Origin of the sequence: Microcoleus sp. C2D2, from assembly GCF_036702495.1 — a bacterium.
Taxonomy (GTDB): Bacteria; Cyanobacteriota; Cyanobacteriia; order Cyanobacteriales; family Microcoleaceae; genus Microcoleus.
The window spans coordinates 58,234-83,871 of record NZ_JAUBTO010000019.1 but is presented as its reverse complement, the minus strand read 5'-3'; the positions used below and the strand labels follow the sequence as shown (position 1 = coordinate 83,871).

The following is a 25,638-nucleotide window of genomic DNA, read 5'->3' as shown; positions in this document are numbered from 1 at the left end:
CCCGCCCGTCCTTTTTGGACGGGCGGGACGCCCATCCCACAAACTTGTGGAAGTTATTTAATTCTCATTCCTAAGCTTGCAGGGTGCGTCGCTAGGTCTAACGACTCGATCGCTTAGGTCGATTTGAATATAAAAAAAATATGGTGAAAAATCCTTGTCTAGCTAAGTTAATTAACGATGGTTCTTGGTATCAATTCCGAGTGTGGGTGAAATATTTGGGCAAAGTGTTTGAAAGAAAAACTATTGCCATCATGCCGAATGGAACAAGCCAGGAATCCTGTAACTGCGGAACGGTCAAAAAAAGTTTAAGTACAGGTACTCACGTCTGTAATTGTGGCTGTGTACTAGATCGCGATCGTAACGCAGCTAGAAATATCCTCTCCTGAGGGGAATGGGTACGGTCGGACAGACCGAAACCTCTCGATTAAATCTAGGTAACGCTTGTGGAGAGATTTCTCTCTACTCAAGAAGAGAGAAATCCTGTATCGGCAAATCGCCTCAATGAATCAAGAATCGATCGCGTCTTTAGACCTGAGAGTGTCAAACCTGTTAGGGATCTGTCCCTCTCCCTCTCCCGCATCCTTATTTTCAGGCCCGTGCCCGACAAAAAAAAAGACAAAAAAAGAGAGAGCTACGTAAGTAACTCTCTCTGCCATCAGGGTGCATCTACATAACACAATATAACACGACCGGGATGAGGGGTGACACCCTCAAACGTGAAGATCTCGTAAAGAAATGTATATTAATTATAAAGTTATCATACAGCGCGAAAAGCTAGAGGGGGGCGGGATCGGGGAAAACCGATCGCCCGCCGCACTATCCGCTACAGAATCCCCTTAACGATTGCTTAGGCCCGGCCGTTAAGTTTCGCCGCGAGCAGCTCATTGGTCAATTTGGGATCGGCCCGGCCGCCCGTCTCCTTCATCACTTTGCCGACAAAAAAGCCCAGCAGCTTAGTTTTGCCGGCTCGGTACTGTTCGAGCTCCTTGGGATTGGCGGCCAAAACTGCATCGATCGCGCGATCGAGCGCCCCAGTATCCGAAATTTGAATCAAACCCTTGCTCTCTACGAACTTCCCAGGAGAACCACCGTTGGCGAGCAACTCGGGCAAAATATCCTTAGCGATTTTGCCGCTGATGGTGCCGGCATCAATTAGCGCCAGCAGTTCGGCTAAATCCTGCGGTTGGAAAGGAATTTCTGCAATCGCCAGCTTTTCATTTTTCAGATAAGCAGTAATATCGCCCATCACCCAATTGGCAGCTTGTTTAGCCACAGCACCGGCGGCGATCGATTTTTCAAAATACTCAGCCACCGCTTTGTCGTCAGTCAGCACCCGCGCGTCGTAGGGAGAAAGAGCGAGCTCGGTTTCGTAGCGATGGCGCTTTTGGGCCGGCAATTCCGGCAGTTGAGCTTTCCAATCCTGCAATTGCTGGGCCGAAACTTCGATCGGAGGCAAATCCGGTTCCGGGAAATACCGGTAATCGCTGGCACCTTCCTTAATCCGCATACTGAAAGTACACTGCTTGTTTTCATCCCAAAGCCGGGTTTCTTGGACGATGGTTTCGCCATTCTCCAAAGCTTGAATTTGTCGCTCGATCTCGTAATCGATCGCCCGTTCGATCGCATTAAAAGAGTTCATATTTTTAATTTCCACCTTCGTGCCGAACTCTTTTCTGCCAACGGGGCGCACGGAAATATTCACGTCGCACCGGAGCGAACCTTCCTGCATATTCCCGTCGCCAACACCGATGTAGCGCACGATCCGGCGCAATTCTTGACCGTATTCGGCAGCTTCCGCGCCCGATCGCAAATCCGGTTCCGAAACAATTTCGATTAGAGGCACACCGGCGCGGTTGTAATCCACCATTGAATAAGTAGAACCGCTCAGCCTATCGCTGCCGCCGTGAACCAATTTTCCGGCATCTTCCTCCATGTGCAAGCGAGTGATACCGATTTTTTTTCTAGTAGAATTTCCCGTCTCGTCCACCAGTTCAATTTCTAGCCAACCGTTAGTAGCGATCGGCAAATCGAACTGAGAAATTTGATAATTTTTCGGCAAATCGGGATAGAAATATTGCTTGCGGTCAAACTTACTGTATGGTGCGATGGAGCAGTTGAGAGCCAGCCCTGCTTTCACGGCATACTCCAGCACTTTTTGATTTAATACTGGCAACACTCCAGGCATTCCCATACAAATTGGGTCTATGTTAGTATTTGGGGCATTGCCAAATTCTGTAGAAGAACTGGAGAAAATTTTAGTATTCGTACTCAATTGACAATGAGTTTCGAGACCGATAATGGCTTCGTACTGAGTTTGGTTTTTTATCGAAGAGGGTGCAGCAGCAGTCATAAGCGACCTAAAAGACTGAATAACTTTATATTTTATTTTAGCTTTTTATTGACCGAACCGATTGGAGATTATTGGTAGGTTGGGGCGGTTTCATTGGTGTCAACAAGTCGGTCAAACCCGCAGTCTGGCAGGGGTTTAAACCCCCGCCAGACTGTGTCCGAGCGCGTTGAGTTGAGACAGGTGGGGATCGGCACAAGCAACGCCCTGCGGAGGATTCGCGATCGCGAAGCCGATATCCTTTAGATCGCCCCCAAACCACAACCCTGTGCAAAAATATATTTAGTGGCAGCTTCTGCCCACACCCTTGCCCAGGAGAGTTTTAGATCCATCGACCGCAATTGGCGATCGATCTGCTAGCCTTACCCTTTTAGTGGCAGTCTTTAATAGCACCGCCCGCCGACAACGATCGGCTCCGCGCACAAATTAAAAGTTAAAAATGTATAATTTGACATAAAATTCCATATTTTTAATTTTTAAGCTGTAATTTTGAATTGTAAAAGTAACACTTGCCTAAGTGTCAAAAATATGCCTGAAATTCCAGTTGAAAGTGCCACACTGTTTCAGAACAGCATCACTGAGCTAGAGCAGGCGGAATCAGCCCTCGAACTCGCTTGGAACGAACTCGAAAAACAAACAGCAGAAACCATTGCTCGCATTGCCAAAGCCGGCTCCGCAAACACACAGGAAATCAGCGACCGCTTGGCGGGGGCGAAGCAACTCCGCCAGCAACTTCAAAGTCAAATAAAACAAGCCAACTCGCGGCTGGAATTTCACTTAGAAAACTCGCCAATGGCAGTTATAGAGTGGGACAGGGAATTTCGGGTAGTGCGGTGGTCGCCAATGGCAGAACAAATATTTGGCTGGAGTGCAGCAGAAGTAATAGGTAAATACTGGCAGGAATGGTCAATAGTTCATCAAGAAGACTTCGAGCAAGTGTGCGGCGTCACAAATCAACTGTTACAGCGCAGAGAACCCCGCAACATTTGCCGCAACCGCAACTATACCAAAGATGGCTCGGTAATTTACTGCGAATGGTACAATTCTGCACTAAGGGATGAATCGGGAACAGTAGTTTCAATTCTCTCTTTTGCCAGAGACGTAACGGATCGCCACCGCACTCGAGAAGAACTGCACCGGCGCGAGCAAGCTTTCAGCACCCTAGCCGAAAATGCGACTGATATCATCGCCAGGTTCGATCGAGAATGGCGCCTCCTTTACATCAACCAAGCAGTAGAATCAGCGACCGGAAAACCCCCCGCAGAATTGATTGGCAATAGCAACAGACAATCAGGAATGCCGCCCCACTTGTGCGACCTGTGGGACGAGACTTTTCTGAAAGTTTTTGGCACCGGCAAACAAGAAACCATAGAATTTGAGTTTCCCACTCCCCAGGGCATAAAACATTACCACTGTCGAGTCATTCCCGAATTTGCTGAAGACAATTCAGTAGAAACTGTTTTATCCATCGCCCGCGACTTCACAGAACTAAAACAAGTCGAATGCCAGTTGCGACAAAGCGAATCCCAATTTAGAGCCATAGTTGATTCTAACATGATCGGTCTAATTTTTTGGGATATTAACGGCAGGATTACAGATGCCAACGCCGCTTTTTTAAACACGGTCAACTATACGCGGGACGATCTGCTTTCAGGAAGAATTAACTGGCAAGAAATGACCCCGCCAGAATACGTAAGTGTAGACACAGAAAAAGTTGCTGAACTGAGGGCTAGAAATACGGTTGTTCCCTTTGAAAAAGAATTTATGCGCTCCGACGGTAGCCGCGTTCCGGTGCTGATTGGCAGCACATTTTTAGAAGGAACGCAGCAGTTCGGCGTTAGTTTTGTGCTGGACTTAAGCGATCGCAAACAGGCAGAAACGGAACTGCAAAACCATCAACAACTTTTAGAGAGCATCCTGACAACTATCCCCAACTTTCTCTACATTTACGATGCAGTAGAAAACAAAAATGTTTATGCAAATGAATCTGTCACAGCCATACTCGGCTACACGGCAAAAGAATGGCAAGATTTGGGGGTAGATGCTATCGCTAACTTAGTTCATCCCGAGGATCTGTTAAAGCTAATTACAGGTATGGAGCGGCTAAAACACAGCAGCAATCCCTATGAAACGGATGACAGAGACTACAGAATCAAACACAAAAATGGGGAATGGCGCTGGGTGCACGATCGGTCTACAATCTTCAAAAGAACGCCAGACGGGCAAATGAGGCAAATAATCGGTTCCGTACTCGACATCAGCGATCGCAAACAAGCCGAAGAATCATTAAAACAGCAAAAAGAACTGCTGCAAACTATTTTCGACAACGTGCCGGTCATGCTCGCATTCTTGGGCAGCAGCGGTGAAGTAAACTGGGTAAACCGCCACTGGGAACAAGTGCTGGGCTGGAGTTTTGCAGACATCAAAGACCGCGATATCTTGGCCGAATTTTATCCGCAGCCAGAATACCGTCAATACGTTTTGGATGAAATCCAAGCAGCAAATCAGAACTGGAGCGACTTCCAAACAAAAGTTAGAGACGGGCGAATTATCGACACTTCTTGGGCATATGTTCGCCTTTCCGACGGCAGGTGTATCAGCATTGGTCAAGATATCACCGAACGCAAACGAGTAGAAGCTGAACTCAAAGAACTCAACGAAACTTTAGAAGCTCAAGTCGCCCAGCGTACCGCAGAGTTAGAGACTTTTTTTGATGCTTTGCCGGACTACATTTATGTTGTAGAACGGGACAATATGCGCTTTTCTTTTGTCAACCATCCCCTTGCCGAATTTTCCGGCTTCGACAGCAGGCAGCAGATACAGGGCAAAACCATTTTTGAGTCCTATCCCAGCGAACTCGCAGAACGATTTTGCCGGGAAAATTTGCAGGTATTTGAATCGGGCAAAACTCTGCACTTCCAGGAAAAATTTGTGAGCTCGGGCGGCAATTCTTACTTCGACACGTTTAAAATTCCGCTGAGAAATCTCAACGGCGAGGTTTATGCTTTAATTGGCACTGCTCGCAATATCACTGAGTTGGTAGAGACAAAACAAGCTTTGTCAGAACGCACAGAGCAATTAGAAGCTGCCAATCAAGAATTAGAATCTTTTTCTTACTCAGTTTCCCACGACTTGCGCGCGCCTTTGCGACACATTTCAGGTTTTGTCAATGCCTTGAAGCAGCGGCTAGAATCAACTGAGGCTTTGAGCGATCGTAAAATAGTTCACTATCTGGAAGTAATTGAAGACAGCAGCCACAAAATGAGCCTGTTGATTGACGGTTTGCTAGCCCTGTCGCGGGTGACTCGCACCGAGTTGATGCACATTCCGATCGATCTGGCCCGTTTGGTAAACACTGCGATTAAATTGACTAAACCCCCAAATGTCGCCGATCCGGCTCAAACTCCCCACAGTGTTGAATTTACCGTCGGAAATTTGCCGACGGTAACGGGAGATCCAACCTTGCTGCAACAGGTGTTCAGCAACTTGATCGGCAATGCCGTCAAGTTCAGTCGCGGACGCACTCCGGCTACAATAGTTATTGAGGCTCTACCGGATGGAACGATTTTTGTCAAGGATAACGGTGTAGGTTTTCAGATGGAATATGCCGATCGGCTATTTGGAGCCTTTCAGAGGCTGCACTCCCAGAGAGAATTTGAAGGTACGGGCATCGGTTTGGCGATCGTCCAGCGGATTATTCACCGCCACGGCGGCACGGTTTGGGCAGAAAGCCGACCTAGTCAAGGAGCGACGTTTTACTTTAAACTAGGGCAAACAATCTCAAACGGTAATATAGATTCTTGACATCCTCTCCGGCGTGAACGGACGGAGATTCCAAGAATCACTTCTTGGGCTTCCTCTTTCCACGACTCGGCTTACATTGAGGAGTTGCCTCACCAATGCTCTTGTCGATGTCTTCAGAGGCGTTTAACGTTCCCGTGTGCCCCACGGTACGGAGTGCTAACTCAAGTACGTTAATTGCTGCATTCCAGTCTCGTAAGAGTACAAAACCACAATGGTGACAGCGATGTGTTCTTTGACTCAAAGACTTCTTGATGACTTCCCCACATTTGGAACAGTTTTGAGAAGTGTAGTGCGGTGGTACGGCAACTGTTACCACACCAAACACCTTGCCAAAATATTCTAACCATTGACGGAAAGCCGACCATGCAGCATCAGATATAGACTTAGACAGCTTTCTGTTTCTAACCATATTACGCACCTGCAAGTCCTCATAGGCAACCAAGTCGTTAGACTGGATGACGCATCTTGCTAACTTCACGGCAAAATCTTTACGCTGCCTACTTACCTTGAGGTGCTTTCGACTCAGGCGATTTCTCGCTTTGGCTCTGTTTTTCGACCCTTTGGTCGTGCGAGAAAGTTTACGATTAAGACGCTTGAGCGCTTTCTCGGACTTTCTCAGATGACGGGGGTTCTCGATTGTCTGACCGTCCGAATCGGTGTAGAAGTGAGTCAATCCAACATCAAGTCCAAGAGTCTTACCCGTTGGCTTTCTCTTCTCTACCCGTTCTTGGTCAAGGCAAAACTGAACGTAGTATCCATCAGCTCTACGAACAACACGCACTCGCTTAATCTGCTTCAACTGGTAGAAGTGCAGGTCACGAGTTCCCCACATCAGGAAGCTTCCTGCTTCAAACCCATCAGTGAAGGTGATAGTTCGTCTATCGAACGACAACTTCCAGCCCGTTGTTTTATATTCAACAGAGCCATGTGTTTGATGCTTCTTAAAACGTGGGAAGCCTTTCTTCCCTGGCTTGCTTTTTTTGCAGTTCTCATAAAACCGAGCGATAGAACTCCAAGCCCGCTGGGCCGAAGCTTGTCGAGCTTGGGAGTTAAGTTTACCGGCCCAAGAGAACTCTTTGGCGAGAACAGCGCAATAGGCGCTCAACTCGTACTTACCCATCCCCTTGTTGTCCAACCAGTATCTAAGGCAGCTATTGCGGATAAAGCGAGCAGTGCGAATGGCTTCATCGAGCCGCTCGTACTGCTGTGCAAGTCCCTCTAGTTTTGCCTCAAAAACAAGCATGCTTACGCTGACATAACTAGCGTAAGTATACCACAGTTAAAGAAAGCCGTCCTAGAAGGACGGGGCTTTAAACCCATTATTTTTGGTAAGTTAAGTGTATAAGAGTTTTAAATTCACAATTTGAAACTTTTATACACTTAAATAAGTCACAATCGGTGAGAGCATCCGAATTTTGGTTTGACAGGAGTGTTCGCTGTCAGAGATCGAAGCGAAAAATATAGGCTTGGCTGTGCAAGATGCTCGTACTCCTAAAAAACGCTTTTTACAGAATTGGGATGCTCCCCAATCGGTTCGGTCAGCCTTCGACTGCGGGTGCTCGCATAAAGGTCTTGAGAGTAGAGTATATAATGGATTTGGCTAAGAATAACTAACAATACCTAGATCAAATTAACCTAACTAAATCTAAAAAATTACATCTAGCAACAATAAAAACCACTAATTAAAAACCTCCCCAATACCTTATGTTAGATATAACTGAGACAAACTATCTACTAAAAGTGGTAGCGGAATCAACATTAAAATTGTTGATTGTCGAAGACATGGCAGAAGATATGGAATTAATAGTGCTCGCCTTAGAATCGGGGGGAGTAAAATTTAATTGGGATACGGCAGAAACATCAGCAGAGTGCAGAAAACTGCTCCAAAATTGCAATTACGATGCTGTACTATCAGATTACCGCCTGCCTGGTCTCAACGGTTTAGAAGTGTTGAAATTAATGCAGGAATTAGGGCAAAACATACCATTTATTTTAGTAACGGGAAGTTTGGGAGAAGAAGCGGCAGTTGAGTGCATCAAAGCCGGAATGACCGATTACGTATTAAAAGGGCGGCTGTTTAGGTTGCCAACAGTCTTAGAACGATCGCTCCAAGAATACAAAATGCGGCGCCAGCAGCAAGAAGCGATAGTCCAACTTCACCGGCAAGCTCAGCGAGAAGCGATCGTCAACCGCATCCTCCAAGCCATGCGCTTCACCCTTGTGCTCGACGAAGTCCTACAAACCACCGCAGATCAACTGCACGAAGCTCTCGAAATCAGCGCCTGCGCCATCTTGCAGCCTGATGCCGAAGGCGGCATCAGAGTTCGCTACATCAGCACATCATCCGGCAGAGAACGGTTCGTCGGGCTAAATTGCGAATTTGCCGAGCACTACCACTCCTGGCTCGCGGCGGGGGAAACCCTGGCCGTTGACGAGTTATCGAGCCTGTGCCCGTCCCTGCAAGCATCAGCAGATTTTGTAGGGTTTCGCGCCGTCGCGATCGCGCCGCTACTCTACCAGCAGTCATTTTTGGGAGGAATTGCCCTCTATCAGTGCGATCGGGCGCGCTCTTGGACCGCCGAAGAACTGTCGCTACTCAAAGCCATAGCCGACCAGTGCGCGATCGCGATCCACCAAGCCGAACTATACCAACAAGCTCAAACCGAACTCGCAGAACGCAAGCGCGCCGAAGCAGCAGTCTGGGGCATCCAGCAGCAGCTAGCCACAATGGCAGCCAACATTCCCGGCTCAGTCTACCGCACCGTGCTGCATCCAGACGGCACAATGTCGATGCCGTACATCAGTCCGGGCGTGCGCGAAGTTACTGGGATCGGGGCCGAAGAAGTAATGAAGCGCCCGGAACTTTTGACCGAAATCATCCATCCAGAGGACAAAAGCTCTTTTGACAGCAGCGTAGCAGCATCGAGAGCGAGTCTTTTGCCCTGCGATCGCCAGTACCGGATCGTTCTGAGATCGGGGGAGGTCAAGTGGGTGCAAGACAGCGCCAGATTTTCCCAAAACGAAAACGGCGACATAATTGTAGACGGAGTAGCTCTCGACATCAGCGATCGCAAAGAAGCCGAATCAGCCCTCAGACAAAGCGAACAGCGATTTCGATCGCTGATTGAAAACGCCACAGACATCACGATCATTATCGACGGTGAGGGCATCTTCCGCTATATCAGCCCTTCGGTCAAACGAATTTTAGGATACGCGCCCCACCAGGCGATCGGGCGCAACGCCTTAGAAATAGTTCACCCCGACGACTGCGCCGCGATCGCCCAAACCCTCAACAAAGTCATTGAAAACCCCAAAAGAAGCCAGTCCCCAGTTGAGTACCGAGTCCGCCACCGCAACGGTTACTGGTGTTATGTAGAAGCTGTAGCCACCAACTTGCTGTACGATCCGGCAGTCAAGGGAATCGTGATTAACTGTCACGACATCACTCAGCGCAAACTCGCCGAGGAAAAACTGCTGCACGACGCTTTTCACGACGCCCTCACCGGATTGCCCAACCGATCGCTATTTACCGATCGGCTCTCACACGCTTTGAAACGGGCCTCACGGCGCCAAGACTACTTGTTTGCCGTGCTGTTTCTCGATTTAGATAGATTTAAAGTAGTCAACGATTCCCTCGGCCACGCCATCGGCGATCAACTGCTAGTAGCGATCGCCCGGCGTCTGGAAGCTTGTCTCAGGGCCGGAGATACAGTTGCCCGCATCGGAGGAGACGAATTCGTGCTGTTGCTCGAAGACATCGACAGCATAAATGAAGCTACCAGCATTGTCAACCGCCTGCAAAAGAAAATCACCTCCCCCATCCTTCTAGACGGACACGAAGTATTTATTACCGCTAGCATCGGCATAGCTTTGAGTTCTGGCGAATATCTGGAACCGACAAACCTGCTGCGCGACGCCGACACAGCAATGTACCGCGCCAAAGAACTCGGCCGAGCCCGACACGAAGTTTTCAACAGTTCCATGCACGCCCACGCTTTGCGGCTGTTGCAGCTAGAAAACGACCTGCGGCGGGCGATCGAATCAATTAGAGACCCGGTCAGAGAAGAAGACTTTTCCCCATCCCCCGCATCAGCCTTACCTCCCTTATCCGCAGCGCCCCAGTTTATCCTTCACTACCAGCCGATCGTGTCGATCGCCAACGGCACAATTACCAGTTTTGAGGCCCTAGTGCGCTGGCAGCATCCAGAACGCGGCTTAGTTTCCCCAATGGAATTCATCACAATGGCCGAGGAAACCGGCTCGATCGTACCGCTGGGCCGCTGGGTACTGCGCACAGCTTGCCAGCAAATCGGCCAGTGGCAGCAGCTATTTCCAAGCAACCCGCCCTTGAGCGTCAGCGTCAACCTTTCAGTCAAACAGTTTTCTCAGCCAGATTTAATCGAATACATCGACCAAGTTCTCGCAGAAAGTCACCTCGACGGCAGGAGTTTAAAACTAGAAATTACCGAAAGCGTACTCATAGAAAATTCCGAATCAGTAACAGCAATGCTGGTGCAGCTCAGAGCCCGAAACATAGACTTGTGCATTGACGACTTCGGCACCGGCTATTCATCGCTTTCCTACCTGCACCGCTTCCCCACCAATACCTTAAAAATAGACCGCTCTTTTGTTAGCAGGATGGGGGGTGATTTCGCCCTCGGCAAAGGAGCCATCGATCCCACAGAAATTGTGCGATCGATTGTTACTTTGTCGCACAATTTAGGCATGGATGTAGTAGCCGAAGGAGTCGAAGAAGCCTCGCAACTATCTATACTCAAAAAATTAAAATGCGAGTACGCTCAGGGATACTTTTTCTCAAAGCCAGTAGACTCTCAAACAGCAGCAGGCCTAATCCGACAGCAAGCGGAACATCAGAATTTGCTGACATTTAGTTTGTTAGAGAAAGGCAATTAAAAAAACACGGCACTTTGTGCGTCCCGTTTCAGCATAAAATCTTAAAATATTTTAAAGCTGTGCCTAACTGGCGTCAGTTAATAACTACGACATCCAAATCATATGACTATTGGCTACCTCGCCCTCGTTCTCCACGCCCACTTGCCTTTTGTCCGCCACCCCGAAAGCGACTACGTTTTAGAAGAAGAATGGCTGTTTGAGGCGATCGCGGAAACCTACATTCCCCTGCTGCAAGTCTTTGAAGGGCTCAAGCGCGACGGCATCGACTTTAAAATTACCATGAGCATGACACCGCCCTTGGTGGCAATGCTGCGCGACCCCTTGCTGCAAGACCGTTTCGACGACCACTTGGCAAAACTCGAAGAACTAGCGGATCTCGAAATCGAACACCATAGCGGAAACGGTCACCTCCGCTATCTAGCAGAACATTACGCCGCCCACTTCTCTCTTGTCCGCAACTTTTGGGAAAAGTACGATCGAGATTTAGTAAAAGCCTTCAAACAATTCCAAGACAGCAACAACCTCGAAATCATGACCTGCGGGGCCACCCACGGCTATTTACCGCTGATGAAAATGTACCCCGAGGCAGTCTGGGCGCAAATTCAAGTAGCCTGCGACAACTACGAAGAAAACTTCGGCCGCCGACCAAAAGGCATTTGGCTGCCCGAATGCGCCTACTACGAGGGCTTAGAGCGGATGTTAGCCGACGCAGGCCTCCGCTACTTTCTCACAGACGGTCACGGCATCCTCTACGCCCGCCCGCGTCCCCGCTACGGCAGCTACGCCCCAATTTTCACCGAATGCGGAGTAGCAGCCTTCGGCCGGGATCACGAATCCTCGCAGCAGGTTTGGTCTTCCGAAGTCGGCTATCCAGGCGCCGCCGAATACCGCGAATTCTACAAAGATTTGGGCTGGGAAGCTGACTACGACTACATTAAGCCCTACATCATGCCCAACGGACAGCGGAAAAATACCGGGATTAAATATCACAAAATCACCGGTCGCGGATTGGGTTTAGGCGACAAACAGTTGTACGATCCTTACTGGGCACGGGAAAAAGCAGCCGAACACGCCAGCAACTTTGCTTTCAACCGGGAACGCCAAGTCGAACACCTCAACGGCATTATGCAGCGTCCGCCGATTATTGTTTCACCTTACGACGCCGAACTTTTCGGTCACTGGTGGTACGAAGGGCCTTGGTTCTTAGATTACCTGTTCCGCAAGAGTTGGTACGACCAAAATACCTACGAGATGACGCACTTAGCCGATTATTTGCGGGGAAATCCGACTCAGCAAGTGTGCCGCCCGTCTCAGTCGAGTTGGGGTTTCCGGGGTTTCCACGAATATTGGCTCAACGATACTAATGCTTGGATTTACCCGCACTTGCACAAAGCAGCGGAACGGATGATTGAGTTGGGAAGCATGGAACCTGCGGATGAGTTGCAGTGGCGCGCTTTGAACCAAGCCGCCCGGGAAGTGCTGCTAGCTCAATCATCTGACTGGGCGTTTATCATGCGTACAGGGACGATGGTGCCCTATGCAGTGCGGCGGACTCGATCGCACTTAATGCGCTTTCACAAGCTGTACGATGAAGTGAAAGAAGGCAAAGTCGATTCCGGTTGGTTGGAGAAGGTAGAAGAGATAGATAACATCTTTCCCGAGATTAATTATCGAGTTTATCGATCGCTTTAATTTAATTCGTCCTAGCCTCCGGGGTACTCGTTCCCAGGCAGAGCCTGGGGACGCATTCCCGGAGGCTCTGCCTCTTCTTTTTCTCCCCAATCGACCTCCTCTTTTTCTCCCCAATCGACGAGGCAGAGCCTCTGGATATCGCTTCCCAGGCAGAGCCTAAGAACCAGTTATTAATAAAATTAATATTACCCCCTTTTTGCCGCCCTTCTCTTGCACCACAAACCCATTCCCGCAGCCACAAACGTACCAGCCACAGTCATCGGTTCCGGTACAGGTTCATACTCATAAATTGCACTAACTGCAATATCAGCCGACACCAGACCCCCAAAACTTCCCCTAACAGGATTCCCCTGAATTTGAGTAAAACCCGTTGTCACCAAACTTGCGATAAAAGTATCACCATCGCAGCCACTTAACCCACTCAGAGACTGCTGCGAATTATCACCCTTCGACACACTACCCGAAGCCGCACCGCTAACACTTCCCGTACCGCCACTAGCAATCTTCGTTTCCGGCGGACTCGCCAAAACACTCAAAGTCAAATTCGGGTCAACTTTTAGCAGCGGAATATTCACAGCAATATTTGCATTAGTTGTGGCTGTTCCCATAAAATCTCCCGTTAAAGGAGTAATGCTGATACTATTATTAACAGTAGACTTAACAGTAACATAAGCCTTTAATAGCGTTCCCAAAAGCGAATTAAACTTGGGTAAAACCACATTCGTGCTGCTATTTAACGGCTGCGAACCTAAATTCACAGTGTAAGTTTGGGTAAGAGTAGCCGCTTGTGCAGAAAAACATTGACTGACAACTGCAAAACTCAAACTTCCGCTAACAATTCCCAACTTTTGACAAACATTCATTTCGATAAACTCCTACAATAAAGTTGCATTTTGTGGCACGGGGGTGCTGACCGTGAGATTACTCCGAGTCGGAATAATTAGTATTATTGAACCGCGAAGACGCGAAGGACACGAAGGAAGAATAAGAAGAAGGAAGAAGTAGATAATTTTCTACCGGAGTAATCGTGGTACGGGCGTCCCGTCTGTGATTAATCTGCGGTTAAAAACTCGAAACCCGCAAAACTAAATTACCCAGTAATGAGGCTAGATAACTCAAAACCCAAACAGTATAAAGTATACTCAAAGGCGCGTAAGCCGCCAAAATCCATTGCGTTTCCGCTGCTTCTTCAATCTCCTCCCTCCGCAACAAGTCCACATAAAAATTAAACGACCTTTGTCGCAGGTTGTTAATGCCAGTTCCAGCTACTAACAAATAATAACCGTCAAATCTATTCAACGGATTCAAATTAATTGCAACTGTCAGCAAGGCGGCTACCATCAACAAATAACTAATTTGATGCCAAACCGGATTTGACTGAGTAAACAGCCACATCCAAACAGCAAATGCCCAAATTGTTACTTGGATTAATACTCCGGCGGCTACTACTAAAACCCGCTGTTTCCGCCTGACTAAACTGTATTGATCGGTTGTATCTGTGTAACATCCGGGGATGAAACACATAAACAACAATCCAATTTCTTTAACTATGCCGCCGTAGTGTTTGAGCGTGAAAGCGTGACCTAGTTCGTGCAAAGCTATTACCAGCATTGTCAGCAAAACAAATTTGAAAATAGTGTCATTTTTTCCGGCTATCCACAACTGCTGATGTGAGGCTGCGACTTCGGCAGAGGAAGCCAACCACACTGCTACAGAGGAAGCGATGAAAGCGCACAGAAAAAAGCCAAATTCCCACGTCCACATCCAGCGTAATTTGTCGATGTGCTGCGATAGCCAAACATCGGGATTGACTAGGGGAATTGTGAAGGATAGCAGGTTAAATTTGGCTTTCGGTGGCTTGGTTCCTTCTAGCATTCCTGCTTGTGCTAAGTCTCTCAAGAGATTTTGCACATCTTCTAAATCCAGGTCGTATTCAGCGAGAATATTAGTTATTGGCTGTTGGCTTAATTGCAAAATTACCTGTTTGTCAATGTCGTCAACTTGAATACAGGTAATGTCTTCGGGATTGCGAAGTATCCAATGACCGTCGGGATGAGGTATCCACTGCACCGCTGATTTGAGTTGCATGGTATGGCAGATGGCAGAAGGAAGAAGGAAGAAGGAAGAAGGAAGAAGGAAGAAGGAAGAAGGAAGAAGGAAGAAGGAATTACGGGTTTTAGGCCGAAACTCGATCGCCCCTAGCCCCCCTTAGGTCGGGGGAAGAGTGTTCCTAAAGTCTCCCAAAACATCGGGGGAAGAGTGTTCCTAAAGTCTCCCAAAACATCGGGGAGAACAAGACAACTTACTCAAAGTCCCCCTTCTTAAGGGGGATTTAGGGGGATCTAGATTTTCGGAGCGACTAGAGGGAACTGTGTGTGAGTCTTATTGAATTGTCTTGAATCGATCGCCTTATTCTGTTTGTATGTTTTCTCCGCTGCGTTTTTGAGCATTTCGATCCGCCCTAAATCTTCCTAAAAACGGAAAGTTTAAAGGCTAAATTTGCCCCTGTTTCCAGGAAGCAGGGAAGTATTGAAGTATTTTGTGAAGAAGCTTTAGTGATATTTGTTTGGGCTTTAGGCTTTAATCCAAATTTCACCTTTGTGTTCATATTATCAGAAAGCCGAAAAAAAGCAAGTGTAAATTCTAACTATTTTAGGAATTACGCATTGTCCACCTGTCATTGCGTGGGAAATCTAGTGTAGCGGATGTTTCTGGTTGAGGCGGGGATTGCTATCCTAAAAAGTTTACACAAACTTTACGATCGCAAATAGAACTATGGTGTATGATAAGCGTGTGAAGAAGCAAAAAATCAGAGAATTTACGCATTAACAAAGTATTTGTCCGATCGCCCGCCTCACCGTTAGCAAAGCGCGGCCGATGTAAAGCGATCGCCTATACATAAAATTTGTTAAGTTTGCGTAAATTCTCAAATAAACAGAAATTTTTGACGATTATTGAAAAATCCTTGTCAACAAAGGATTTTGGTTGAATGTCTGAAGGCATTTAATTAAGTTCTGGCGATCGAATTTATATTAATCAGGGTGCAAAAGTTATGGGCTGGCTAAATTTTGGTGGCAAAAAACGCAAACAGGCTCAAGGTTTTGGCAATTCCAAGCAGGGGAAAAGCCGTCCCAGGCGAAAAACTTTTATATTAGAAAAAATTGTGACTCCGAGTGCGGGTGTTGGGGGTTGGCTGGATGATCTCGACCCGCTGCATCAGTTAGTGAGTTCTTTGTCGCTGTCAGATTTACATTTACCTCATTTCTTGGCTGATAGCGGTGTTTGCCCGATCGACCCTTCTGGATCTCCAACTAACAATTTACCGCCGCTGATTGATTTTGACCCGCTGGGTCTGTACCATGATGGGATTGCCACTCAAACCCCTTACAATCCGGGCGGTGCGTTTGAGACTTTGCCGATTGCTGTAATTCCTGTCGATCCGCATTCGCCGAATCCTAACAATCCGAATGCAATCCGTCAATTGCTAGATTTTCCTTTGGCTTCTCAGCCGTTGTTGGGGTCGATTGATACTGGTGTGAGTGCGGATAGTCCTTATTTGAATTACGCGAATATTAAGAAGGGCCGCGATTATGTGGGCGGGGATGACAATCCGTTGCTGAAGCCTGGGGAAGGTAGCGAGCACGGTACTTTTATGTTGGGGATTATTGATGCGATTAATAAGACTGCGCCGAAATGGGTGGGAAGGGCGATCGATTCTGGGAGATGGGCTGATTCTTTGGTAGAGTTTGTGGATGCTGCGAAGGCTTCTGGACAGAAAAACGCGATCGCCAATCTCAGTTTGGATTTGACTCAGAAGAATGCTGACGGGAGTGTGACGACGCGCTATGAGTTGACTCCGCAAGAAAGAAGTGCGATCGAATATGCGCGGCAAAATGGCGTAATGCTGGTAGTGGCGGCGGGTAACGACGGCGGTGTGATGTCGGTTTTGGGTCAAGCTTCTCAGGAGTTTGACAATATTTTTACTGTTGGGGCTGGGGATATTAACGGGCGATCGAACTATTCTAGTTTTGGTCGCGGTTTGGATATTTTGGCGGATGGCGGCACGACTGAACACCCCGGTTTATCGACGGTGGGAAATGATTTGGGGACGATGGCGGGGACTTCGGTAGCGACTGCGAAAGTTGCCGGGGCGGCTTCTTTGGTTTGGGCGGCAAATCCTGCTTTGAACTATCGCCAAGTGATGGAAATTTTGGAGAAAACGGCGAGGGATTTGGGGCCGATTGGATGGGATGATGAGACGGGTTTTGGGTTTTTGAATACGCTGGCGGCGGTGGATTTGGCGAAGAAGACGCAGCCGGAAGTTTATCAGCCTACAGATTTCGGGACACCGACAACTTGGGGCGGTGAAGGGAAGGTGACACCTAGTGAAAGGGCAGTTAACTTTAACGGGGCAATAGATTGGGGTAAAACTTCTGTACAGAATAACGCAGGGGTAAATCTACGTTCTGGCCCTGGAACTGGCTATGACATTTTAGGCAGGATAAGTTCTGGCGATACACTGGAATTTGACAGTCAGACTGAAGGTGATTTCGTCAACGATCCCAATGGTGAAGGTAGTAGTAGCACTTGGTATCACTTAGCTGATGGTAGTGGCTGGATGTCTGGTTTGTATGTGCAGTATCTTGGTGAGATTGCCTCACCGTCACCCTCTCCGGATCCTTCACCGTCACCCTCTCCCGATCCTTCGCCGTCACCTTCTCCCGATCCTTCACCGTCACCCTCTCCGGATCCTTCACCATCACCTTCTCCTAATCCTTCACCGTCACCTATTAGTACATTTTCGCAGATTGTTCAGGATGTTGGCTATGTGGATGATTTAGGATATTTGCGAGTGCGGAATGGCCCTGGAACAGATGCTAGTGGCTATCAACAAGTGGGGACTGTTTCTCCCGGTAACACGCTGATTTTTGATGGTCAAACTCAAGGGGAAAGTGTTTACGATCCAGCTTTAGGAGAGAGCACAACTTGGTATCGCTTAGCTGATGGTAGTGGATGGGTGTCTGGTTTGTATATGGGTGCAGCATCAACTCCAACGCCTTCTCCTTCACCATCACCTACGCAGCCAAATCCTTTCGATGATGTGCGTCAGATGTTCTTGGATGCGGCGAGACAGTATCCGCAAGTGGGGAATGCGATTACTGATGTGCAGGATCAGGGGGGTGGTGTTTTCCGTCAGGAGTTTGAACGGGCGATTATGATCTGGAATGGTCAGCAAGTGACCGTTTATGAGACAAAGGCGCGATCGGCTTCGCCAACTTCCCCGTCTTCTACGCCTGCACCTGTTAATAATATTAATTGGCAGAATTTTAGTCTTCAGGTTGGGGCAACGAAAGGGGTTAATCTTCGCAATAGCCCTCAATTTGGCGATCGGAGTTCGACAAGTATTCCCTATCAGGCATGGATGGAGTTTGATGGTTGGACTTACGGTGAACCTGTGAATGATTTGTGGAATGGTCAGCCTGATTCTTTGTGGCTGAAAGTTAAAGGTCAAAATCTCTGGGTTCCTAGTGCTTATATGATCGGTTATCCGCCTGGTTATAAGCAGCCTGGTTCATCGGCTGGTAATACTGGTAATACTGGTGGTGGTAAACCTATTCTCAATTTTAATTCTGGGGGTAAGTCACCCAATGGAAATTGGACATATCTTAATGCCGAAAGTGGTGGAGGGGCAATCACTGGGAAGACTCGCAACTCCTACATACTGCAACTTCAAAAGGAGATTTCAGACATTCAAAATGAAATCAAAAAACAAACTGCGAGAATTAATGAAAGCAATAATTTTATTGATGTATTGGGTACAGAAAAAACAGACCTTTCTAATTTGATTACAACCACAAAAGACAGTATTAATAAAATTAAGGAAGACTGGTTCTGGTGGTTTAACTCTGATAAAAAACAGGAAATATCTCAACTAGACGAAATTATTAAACAAGCAGAAGGTCAGCAAAAGTTAGATAAGGAAAACATTAATTATTGGAATTCGCAAAAAACAGAGGCGGATCTACAGGCAAATCAAAAGCGCACGGAATTACAACAGAAAGAGACAGAGTTACAAAAATTAACTTTCACTGGCACGGTACAAGTTGACGCTCCTCCAGTCAGAAATATGCCTACTGACGTAGGTAATAGTCCCTTAAATGTTGTGTTTAAAAAAGGAGAAAATCTCACTTTTGGTGGTTGGACTGTTGATAACACAGGTAGAAAATGGTTTAGCCTTATGGATTCAGAAGAACGATGGATTTGGGAACAGAATATTGACTTGAATGGCGATCTGCCAGAAAGTTTGAAAATTCAGCCTCCTTCTCAATCAAACGGTAATTCCCTTTCAACAAAAATGCAATTAACCGAACAGGATTATCAAGAAGCAGCGGAACGGTTAGGCTGTGAACTTGCTGCTATCAAAGCAGTTGTTGAAGTTGAAAGTAGCGATAGTGGCGTTCTCTCAGATGGTCGCCTGAAGATTCTTTTTGAAGCACACAAATTTTCTGAGTTCACTAATCATCAATATGACAAAACCCACCCCAATATTTCAAGCTTAAGTTGGAACAGGAATCTTTACAGTAAAGATGAATACAAACGCTTAGAACAAGCCGTTAAATTAAATCGTGAAGCTGCATTAAAGTCTACCTCATGGGGTCTATTCCAGATAGTGGGTTTCAATTATGAAAATTGTGGTTTTGGAAATGTTGAGGATTTTGTTACTGCAATGAATCGCTCGGCAAGTGATCAACTTTCAGCTTTCATTACCTTTATTCAAAATAAAGGTATCGCAGGCTACTTAAAAAATCATCAATGGGATAAATTTGCCTATATTTACAATGGTGAAGGATACAAAGATAATGATTATGATGGAAAGCTAAAGCGTGCTTATGAAAAGTATATTTAGCATCTACCATCTTTTAACTCTATTCATCTGGATTAATTCCGAGCAACCGTAAACGTTTTGATCAAAGGTGTGATCGCTTTTTTGGGATGAGAAGGGCGATCGCCCTTTAATGCTTTTTCTCGCTCGAGGTCGATCGCCCTTTTGGAATAAGTCAAAACGTGCGATCGCTCTTTTTGGAGGGAATGTTTTTGCAGGGAAGCACGATCGCCCTTCATATATACCAGATGCCAAACCTGCGATCGCCCCTTTGCAATCAGTCAAAAAGCCCGATCGCCCTTTTGGTTACGAATGTTTTTGCAGGGAAGCGCGATCGCCCTTCATGTATACCAGATGCCAAACCTGCGAGCGCCCTTTTGGAATAAGTCAAAAAGTGCGATCGCACTTCAACTCATTCTATTCTTCTACATTCTCAAATTCATCCATTTGCAATGTATACTGCAATGCTACCTGTAATCTTGATACATAATCTGCTGAAAGAGTGCCGATTTTTTTAATTAATCGCTCTCTATCTACCGCTACTATTTGATAGCAAAGCACGACTGAATCTTGTGTTAAACCACCTTCATTTGTTGGTAAAATAATTGTCCCCGGTATTTTAGCACGCCGCAGATTACTTGTTACCGGAATTACTATCACCGTCGTAGTAAAGCGGTCTAGTGTATCTCGTTGTACAATAATGACTGGTCTAATTCCTGCTTGTTCTGAACCTTTAGAAGGATTCAAATCGGCTAAATAAATATCTCCTAGCATCAACTTTTATCCTGTTGCTGAAGTTGGGGCAGATAATCACTTAAGACGACTTCTGCAAAAGCTAAATCTTCGGTGGTAAACTCAGCTTTTAGTACCGCAGCTTCCTCATCAGAAATGGCATCCCATTCTTGAAATAATTGCTTTTTACTAACATATTTTTGAGTGGGTTTTTGTTTAGTAGCTTGCTGTTTCTGGACCAGATATTTTGCGATCGCGCGTTCGAGTTCCTGTAACTCGAAAAATTCCAGCATTTCAAGCTGATTAACAATTTGGTTGAGGATTGCCTGTGACATAGGTTTTCAGTTTTTGCGCTTGTCTAGCTAGTCTATTATACAACTATTAGCTTCCAGTTGAGTGCGATCGCTATCGCCTTTTACCAGCTAGATTTTACTCAGTGGATTCAGTTATCATCAGAATTAGAAAGCCTCATCATTCAAGCGGTTAACCCACCCTATAACGTGAAAATTCCAGCGAGGGACTAATTCTATGCAAACTCAGCCTATCATCACCGAACATCTGTCACCGGAATTAGCACAAATCTTTCTAGAAGGATTACCCAAAACCATTCGTGAAGCACTATCCCTGCGCGCTAAAACAATGAACTATCCAGTTTGGGCAGTAATTGAAATGGCGCTCGCCGGTTATCTCGATGAAGAGGCTTTATCCTTTGTCGATTGCAAACCCAAGATCGACTAGCGATCGTACAGTGCGATCGCCCTTTTGGAATAAGTCAAAATGTGCGAGATCCTTTTTGATATAATAGAATTGTTCAATAACACGAATCACCTCAATACAAGCGAGCGCGAAATATGAATAAACAAATCCAAACAATTATCACAAAAACTCAGCAAGGTCTAAAAAAAATTTATGGCGAACAATTAGACAAAATAGTTCTCTTTGGCTCCCAAGCTAGAGGTGATGCTACACCAGAATCCGATATCGACATCTTAATTGTTCTCAAAAAATCCTTTAACTACTCTCAAGAAAGCGAGAAGATTAGTATTCTCATGGCCGATTTATGTTTAGAATATAATGTGCTGATTAGCTGTGCATTTACCACTGACCAGCAATTTTATCACCACAATAATGCTTTCTTTCGCAACATTCGTCAAGAAGGGTTGGCGATAGGATTCCAGAACAACAAAGACTACTGGATAAAGCGAATAGAAGTTTGCAAGCAGCGAGAGAATTGAACAACACAGGTTTTCCTGAATTTGCGACTTCCCGTGCTTACTATTCGATGTTTTATATCGCCACAGCATTTTTAGAAGCTGAAGGACTATCCTATTCGCGACACTCAGCCGTTATCGCAGCTTTTGGAGAACGATTCGCTCGCACTAATCGAGTTCCTGTAGAACTGCACCGCTACCTAATTGATGCTGAAAGAACTCGTATCAGAGCTGATTATAATGTCGATCCAAATATAACATAAACCGATGCCGAACAACTGATATCGCGGACAGAATACTTTCTCAATTTTGCGCTCGCTAATATTGATTCGCTTCCTCCACCATCTCCTTAATCTAGGGAATAGTTTCAGAATTATGCTTGCCAGCTTTTCCGATCGCCTTTTTGGAATTACTCAAAAAGTGCGAGATCCCTTTTGGTTACGAGTGTTTTTGCAGGGAAGCGCGATCGCCAGACCTATATACCATATGCCAAACCTCCGATCGCCCTTTTGGAATAAGTCAAAATGTGCGATCGCTTTTTGGCTATTTTTGGCTATATGGAAAGGTCGATCGCTCTTTTTGGCATGGAAAGGTCGATCGCTCTTTTGGGAATGGAAAGGTCGAGCGCTTTTCTCGATCGAGGAATTTCGCTTTTTGGTTCGAGGAGGGGCGATCGTTTTTCTAAGGAATGGAGCAAATTAATCGTAGAGAAACGGGTCAAAGCCTGTGTCCCTAGAGCGTCAAAATATGATAAACTTAGTAAAAGCACTCCCCTTCAAGATATCCAAGCCATGAAGCTTATTTCTTTGTCAGCACATTTTGATGGGCAATCTATTCAGCTAGATGAACCATATAAGCTTGAACCAAACATAAAACTTATTGTCACAGTCCTCCCGGAACAATTAGCAGAACGCGAAGCCTGGTTGTGGTTGTCAAGGCATCAACTAAACAATGCCTACAATCAGAACGACGATTACCCGCTTGATGCAATTAAAACACCAAATCCTGACTATGCAGGAAGCTGATGTTGTTCTCACCCCTATTCCTCAAGCTGACGGGACAATTAAGAATCGTCCAGTCCTCCTTCTGAGGGAACTACCTCCTTATGGAGATTTTTTAGTTTGTGGTGTTAGCACCCAACTACATCAACAGGTTCCAGATTTTGAGGATTTTATTTCCCCTTCAGACCCAGACTTTGCTGCCAGTGGTTTACGGTCTCAATCGTTAATTCGGTTAGGTTTCCTTGCTGTAGTGCCTCGCAATCAAATTATCGGTTCTATTGGAGGTATTTCCTCAGAGCGACATCAACGCTTACTAAAAACTCTGAGTGATTATCTTGTGAATTAGGGAGAAGGTCGATCGCTCTTTTGGGATGGAAAGGTCGATCGCTCGCTCTTTTGGGTATGGAAAGGGTGGGTATGGAAAGGGATCTCGCTCTTTTGTCATGGAAAGGTCGATCGCTCTTTTTACGAATCGCGCGATCGATCGATATTGAGTCAACTTTTCCATAGTACAATTGAATTATGTTGCCTAATATTGTATCCGATCGCCTCGATCGCATCCAGCCACCCATTCAACTCTCCTCCCTCATGTCCCCCCCTTCTTAAGGGGGGCTAGGGGGGATCTACCCTCAAAAATCACCCTCAATCAAACCCCACAACTCCCCACAAACCCCCTCAAAACTCTGCAACACCTCAACATTAGTAAACCTGACAACCTTCAATCCATACCCCTGTAAAATCCCGGTTCTTTCTGCATCATATAGTTTCCCTTCTTCCGTAAAATGACTCTCCCCATCAATCTCAATTACTAACAGTAAAGCCGCACCATAAAAATTTACGACAAAATTGTCGATGGGGCGCTGTCTCAAAACTCGAAAAGGGAAATTTCTCAGAAAATCCTGCCACAGTTTTTTTTCCGCAGGAGTTGGATTTTTCCGCAGTTGTTTGGCGATGGGGATGAGTTTTGGGTTGTATGGTAGGTGGAAGTTGGAGTCTTTTAATAAAGGCATGATTCCCCCTAGCCCCCCTTAAGAAGGGGGGGACAAGATGTTAGTTGAAATTCTAGGTTGAGTTGCTTAGTCTTGGAATGATCCCCCCTAGCCCCCCTTAAGAAGGGGGGGACTGGATGTTAGTTGAAATTCTAGGTGAGGGGGGGATATCTAGGGAATAGTTTCAGGATTAGTTTATCCCAAACCATGTCTACTCGACAACTAGGTCGATCGCTCTTTTTGATATGGAAAGGTCGAGATCCCTTTACTCCTTTTTCTCAACGCGCAGGCGAGCGCACAACACAATGTAGTCTAACAGCATTTTGAGCAGAGGAACGCTTGAAAACAGAGAATTACTGCTGAATAATTTCAACAATCTTAGCGATCGCCTCGTTCAACTTCTCAGGTTTAAGCTTACCGGCTTTATAAAGTATAATTTTTCGGTCAGCGGTAAACAAGCGATTAGGTCTAATAGACCTCTTGCAAAAATAACTAGGACGGGCAAGATGCCCATTCCACAAGAGTTATTTTTCTTGTGGGACGGGCATCTTGCCCGTCCAATAAATTTATGAAAAGGACTTTTGCAAGAGGTCTTATGTTGCTCGTTTGGTTAAGTCCGCCCTCGCTAAAATCACTATTTTCAAGGGTAATAGCATAGCGATCGGCGATTCTCTGGCTAGTAATCTGACAAAGAATTAGATCGTCTCCTGCCAAATTTGCTATGACTAGAGCGGGTCGGCGCTTGGCTTGTGTTAAATCTGAAAATGGGAACGGAACAACTACCACATCACCTTTTACAAATTCTGCCATGCTTCATCCTCCTCTGACTTCAACCAATCTTTTTGCAAAGCAGATTCACTTAGCAGGCTTGCTTCTAACTGGTTTTTATCATATTTTATTTTCAGAATTTGCAAAAATTCCCAGACTTCTTCTAATATAAATTCGGGAAGGTTTTCTACTTCTTTAAGGAGCAGTTCTTTAGCGTTCATGTTATTTACCTATAAAGACATAGTAACTGTTAATCTATGATAGCATCTTTGAGATTAGCAGCGATCGGTATTTTTGTCAGGGATGAAAAGGGCGATCGGTGGCGATTGAGTAAAATGGGCGATCGACTAACCCACTGATTTAACGCCAAAAGGTCGAATTCTCTTTTAAATGGAAAGGGCGATCGCTTTTTTGTAATGTAAAGCTCGTTCGCGAAGCGTGGCGTCAGCCGTATCGCTCTTTTTGGTATGGAAAGGTCGATCGCTCTTTTTGTCATAGAAAGGTCGATCGCATTTTGGCATCGAAAGGTCGATCGCATTTTGGCATCGAAAGGTCGATCGCACTTTATCTCTTTTTCTCAACGCGCACACGATCGCATTTTGAGAGGGAAAAGTCCATCGCTCTTTTTGGCATGGAAAGGTCGATCGCCGAGGGCAGCAAATAGCCAGCCAATTAGAAAGAAAGCTGCCCGAATTCACTCAAATAGAAGCGGAACAAAATCGAGAGATTAAACTCGCGAAGTTAAAAAAATTGTTAGCTGAAATCTGAAGCCAAGTATTTGATTATTCTAAGGAATTGCGGCCTTTGCGAGAAGACAGCAATACAGTTGATATTAATGCGGAAAATTATCTCGAAAGTTATGCTAAAATTAAAGGTTGTCCATTATTTAAAACGACAATCTGGTGTTTTTTCCGAAGTTCCGGAGTTGGTGCGATCGCAAATATCAAAGTCAAATTGAAAAATACTTAAACTACCCGATCGCTAATCAAGATTTGTTCTAGGAGACAATATCCACAATTCGCGGGATGGTGGAAATCGAACAGGTGGAATTGAACCGGAAGAACAGAGGGAACGTCAGCGCGAGCGCGAACAAATAGAATTATACAAGCAAAAGGAACAAGAGCAGAAAGATTGCGATCGAGAACAAATCGAAATCGACAGGAAGAACGAAAACAAAGAGAAAAAGCGATCTCGCCAACTTGAGAATATCATCTTTTTTGTCCGAACTGCGATCGGCGGCGGATCAATCTTTTGGGCCAGCTATCCCCTAATCAAAGATACACCCATTAAATAGCAA

At 46.1% G+C, this 25,638-nt stretch carries 22 protein-coding genes and 1 pseudogene; 11 read left to right on the top strand and 12 right to left on the bottom strand.

Annotated elements, in window-relative coordinates; genetic code table 11:
* Positions 1–72 precede the first annotated feature (72 nt).
* Positions 73–516: pseudogene (locus QUB61_RS09250) on the top strand (RNA-guided endonuclease InsQ/TnpB family protein); the annotation flags it as partial.
* Positions 517–847: 331 nt separating this feature from the next.
* Here the strand turns inward: QUB61_RS09250 and gatB are convergent.
* Positions 848–2,350, bottom strand: coding sequence for an Asp-tRNA(Asn)/Glu-tRNA(Gln) amidotransferase subunit GatB (gatB, locus tag QUB61_RS09245; protein ID WP_333126746.1), 1,503 nt, complete (start codon positions 2,348–2,350; stop codon positions 848–850).
* Between the two features lie 96 nt (positions 2,351–2,446).
* Between gatB and QUB61_RS09240 the strand changes: the two genes are divergently transcribed.
* Both QUB61_RS09240 and QUB61_RS09235 read left to right on the top strand, forming a co-directional pair.
* Positions 2,447–2,593: a hypothetical protein gene (locus QUB61_RS09240; protein WP_333126749.1), complete on the top strand. Its 147-nt coding sequence runs from the start codon at positions 2,447–2,449 to the stop codon at positions 2,591–2,593.
* 282 nt (positions 2,594–2,875) lie between these two features.
* Positions 2,876–6,151 carry a PAS domain S-box protein gene (locus QUB61_RS09235; RefSeq protein ID WP_333126752.1) on the top strand — a complete coding sequence of 1,092 codons (3,276 nt, stop codon included), beginning with the start codon at positions 2,876–2,878 and terminating at the stop codon, positions 6,149–6,151.
* Positions 6,152–6,188: 37 nt separating this feature from the next.
* On the opposite strand, the gene QUB61_RS09230 is transcribed toward QUB61_RS09235, so the two are convergent.
* Positions 6,189–7,394 carry a transposase gene (locus QUB61_RS09230; protein ID WP_333126755.1) on the bottom strand — a complete coding sequence of 402 codons (1,206 nt, stop codon included), beginning with the start codon at positions 7,392–7,394 and terminating at the stop codon, positions 6,189–6,191.
* A 461-nt stretch (positions 7,395–7,855) separates the two neighbouring features.
* On the opposite strand from QUB61_RS09230, the gene QUB61_RS09225 reads away from it, so the two are divergent.
* Together QUB61_RS09225 and QUB61_RS09220 are read left to right on the top strand one after the other, a co-directional pair.
* Entirely contained in the window at positions 7,856–11,065 is a 3,210-nt protein-coding gene (locus tag QUB61_RS09225) for an EAL domain-containing protein (protein ID WP_333126758.1), read from the top strand.
* Positions 11,066–11,167: 102 nt separating this feature from the next.
* On the top strand, positions 11,168–12,757 hold the full coding sequence (locus QUB61_RS09220; RefSeq protein WP_333126760.1) for a glycoside hydrolase family 57 protein: 1,590 nt from the start codon (positions 11,168–11,170) through the stop codon (positions 12,755–12,757).
* A 185-nt stretch (positions 12,758–12,942) separates the two neighbouring features.
* Here QUB61_RS09220 and QUB61_RS09215 read toward each other — a convergent pair whose 3' ends face one another.
* Together QUB61_RS09215 and QUB61_RS09210 are read right to left on the bottom strand one after the other, a co-directional pair.
* Entirely contained in the window at positions 12,943–13,620 is a 678-nt protein-coding gene (locus QUB61_RS09215; protein ID WP_333126762.1) for a PEP-CTERM sorting domain-containing protein, read from the bottom strand.
* Positions 13,621–13,819: 199 nt separating this feature from the next.
* Complete coding sequence (locus tag QUB61_RS09210) at positions 13,820–14,845, bottom strand: site-2 protease family protein (protein WP_333126764.1); 1,026 nt, start codon at positions 14,843–14,845, stop codon at positions 13,820–13,822.
* A 964-nt stretch (positions 14,846–15,809) separates the two neighbouring features.
* On the opposite strand from QUB61_RS09210, the gene QUB61_RS09205 reads away from it, so the two are divergent.
* Positions 15,810–19,664 carry an N-acetylmuramidase domain-containing protein gene (locus tag QUB61_RS09205; protein ID WP_333126767.1) on the top strand — a complete coding sequence of 1,285 codons (3,855 nt, stop codon included), beginning with the start codon at positions 15,810–15,812 and terminating at the stop codon, positions 19,662–19,664.
* A gap of 32 nt (positions 19,665–19,696) precedes the next feature.
* Here QUB61_RS09205 and QUB61_RS09200 read toward each other — a convergent pair whose 3' ends face one another.
* The 3 genes from QUB61_RS09200 to QUB61_RS09190 all read right to left on the bottom strand — a co-directional run bounded on the left by QUB61_RS09200 (position 19,697) and on the right by QUB61_RS09190 (position 20,707).
* Positions 19,697–19,879, bottom strand: coding sequence for a hypothetical protein (locus QUB61_RS09200; protein ID WP_333126770.1), 183 nt, complete (start codon positions 19,877–19,879; stop codon positions 19,697–19,699).
* Between the two features lie 178 nt (positions 19,880–20,057).
* Positions 20,058–20,414, bottom strand: a complete 357-nt coding sequence (locus QUB61_RS09195; RefSeq protein ID WP_333126772.1) for a type II toxin-antitoxin system PemK/MazF family toxin — start codon at positions 20,412–20,414, stop codon at positions 20,058–20,060.
* Positions 20,414–20,707: a hypothetical protein gene (locus QUB61_RS09190; RefSeq protein ID WP_333126776.1), complete on the bottom strand. Its 294-nt coding sequence runs from the start codon at positions 20,705–20,707 to the stop codon at positions 20,414–20,416. Before QUB61_RS09190 ends, QUB61_RS09195 begins: the two co-directional genes overlap by 1 nt.
* 193 nt (positions 20,708–20,900) lie before the next feature.
* Between QUB61_RS09190 and QUB61_RS09185 the strand changes: the two genes are divergently transcribed.
* From QUB61_RS09185 to QUB61_RS09165, 5 genes are all read left to right on the top strand, one after another.
* Positions 20,901–21,110 carry a hypothetical protein gene (locus QUB61_RS09185; protein ID WP_333126778.1) on the top strand — a complete coding sequence of 70 codons (210 nt, stop codon included), beginning with the start codon at positions 20,901–20,903 and terminating at the stop codon, positions 21,108–21,110.
* Positions 21,111–21,223: 113 nt separating this feature from the next.
* Positions 21,224–21,607, top strand: a complete 384-nt coding sequence (locus QUB61_RS09180; RefSeq protein ID WP_333126781.1) for a nucleotidyltransferase domain-containing protein — start codon at positions 21,224–21,226, stop codon at positions 21,605–21,607.
* Positions 21,604–21,846: a HEPN domain-containing protein gene (locus QUB61_RS09175; protein WP_333126783.1), complete on the top strand. Its 243-nt coding sequence runs from the start codon at positions 21,604–21,606 to the stop codon at positions 21,844–21,846. Before QUB61_RS09180 ends, QUB61_RS09175 begins: the two co-directional genes overlap by 4 nt.
* A 261-nt stretch (positions 21,847–22,107) precedes the next feature.
* Positions 22,108–22,608 carry a hypothetical protein gene (locus QUB61_RS09170; RefSeq protein WP_333126785.1) on the top strand — a complete coding sequence of 167 codons (501 nt, stop codon included), beginning with the start codon at positions 22,108–22,110 and terminating at the stop codon, positions 22,606–22,608.
* The gene (locus tag QUB61_RS09165) at positions 22,535–22,930 is read left to right on the top strand and encodes a type II toxin-antitoxin system PemK/MazF family toxin (protein ID WP_333189910.1); all 396 of its coding nucleotides are present in this window, start codon (positions 22,535–22,537) and stop codon (positions 22,928–22,930) included. The genes QUB61_RS09170 and QUB61_RS09165 overlap by 74 nt, the downstream gene beginning before the upstream one ends.
* Here the strand turns inward: QUB61_RS09165 and QUB61_RS09160 are convergent.
* The 5 genes from QUB61_RS09160 to QUB61_RS09140 all read right to left on the bottom strand — a co-directional run bounded on the left by QUB61_RS09160 (position 22,860) and on the right by QUB61_RS09140 (position 25,039).
* The gene (locus QUB61_RS09160) at positions 22,860–23,156 is read right to left on the bottom strand and encodes a hypothetical protein (protein ID WP_333126927.1); all 297 of its coding nucleotides are present in this window, start codon (positions 23,154–23,156) and stop codon (positions 22,860–22,862) included. The genes QUB61_RS09165 and QUB61_RS09160 overlap by 71 nt on opposite strands.
* 57 nt (positions 23,157–23,213) lie before the next feature.
* On the bottom strand, positions 23,214–23,594 hold the full coding sequence (locus QUB61_RS09155) for an endonuclease domain-containing protein (RefSeq protein WP_333126790.1): 381 nt from the start codon (positions 23,592–23,594) through the stop codon (positions 23,214–23,216).
* Positions 23,595–24,065: 471 nt separating this feature from the next.
* A complete protein-coding gene (locus QUB61_RS09150) occupies positions 24,066–24,383 on the bottom strand; it encodes a type II toxin-antitoxin system PemK/MazF family toxin (RefSeq protein ID WP_333126792.1) in 318 nt (105 codons plus the stop codon).
* Complete coding sequence (locus QUB61_RS09145) at positions 24,368–24,562, bottom strand: hypothetical protein (protein ID WP_333126795.1); 195 nt, start codon at positions 24,560–24,562, stop codon at positions 24,368–24,370. Before QUB61_RS09145 ends, QUB61_RS09150 begins: the two co-directional genes overlap by 16 nt.
* A gap of 165 nt (positions 24,563–24,727) precedes the next feature.
* A complete protein-coding gene (locus QUB61_RS09140; protein ID WP_333126798.1) occupies positions 24,728–25,039 on the bottom strand; it encodes a hypothetical protein in 312 nt (103 codons plus the stop codon).
* Positions 25,040–25,638 lie beyond the last annotated feature (599 nt).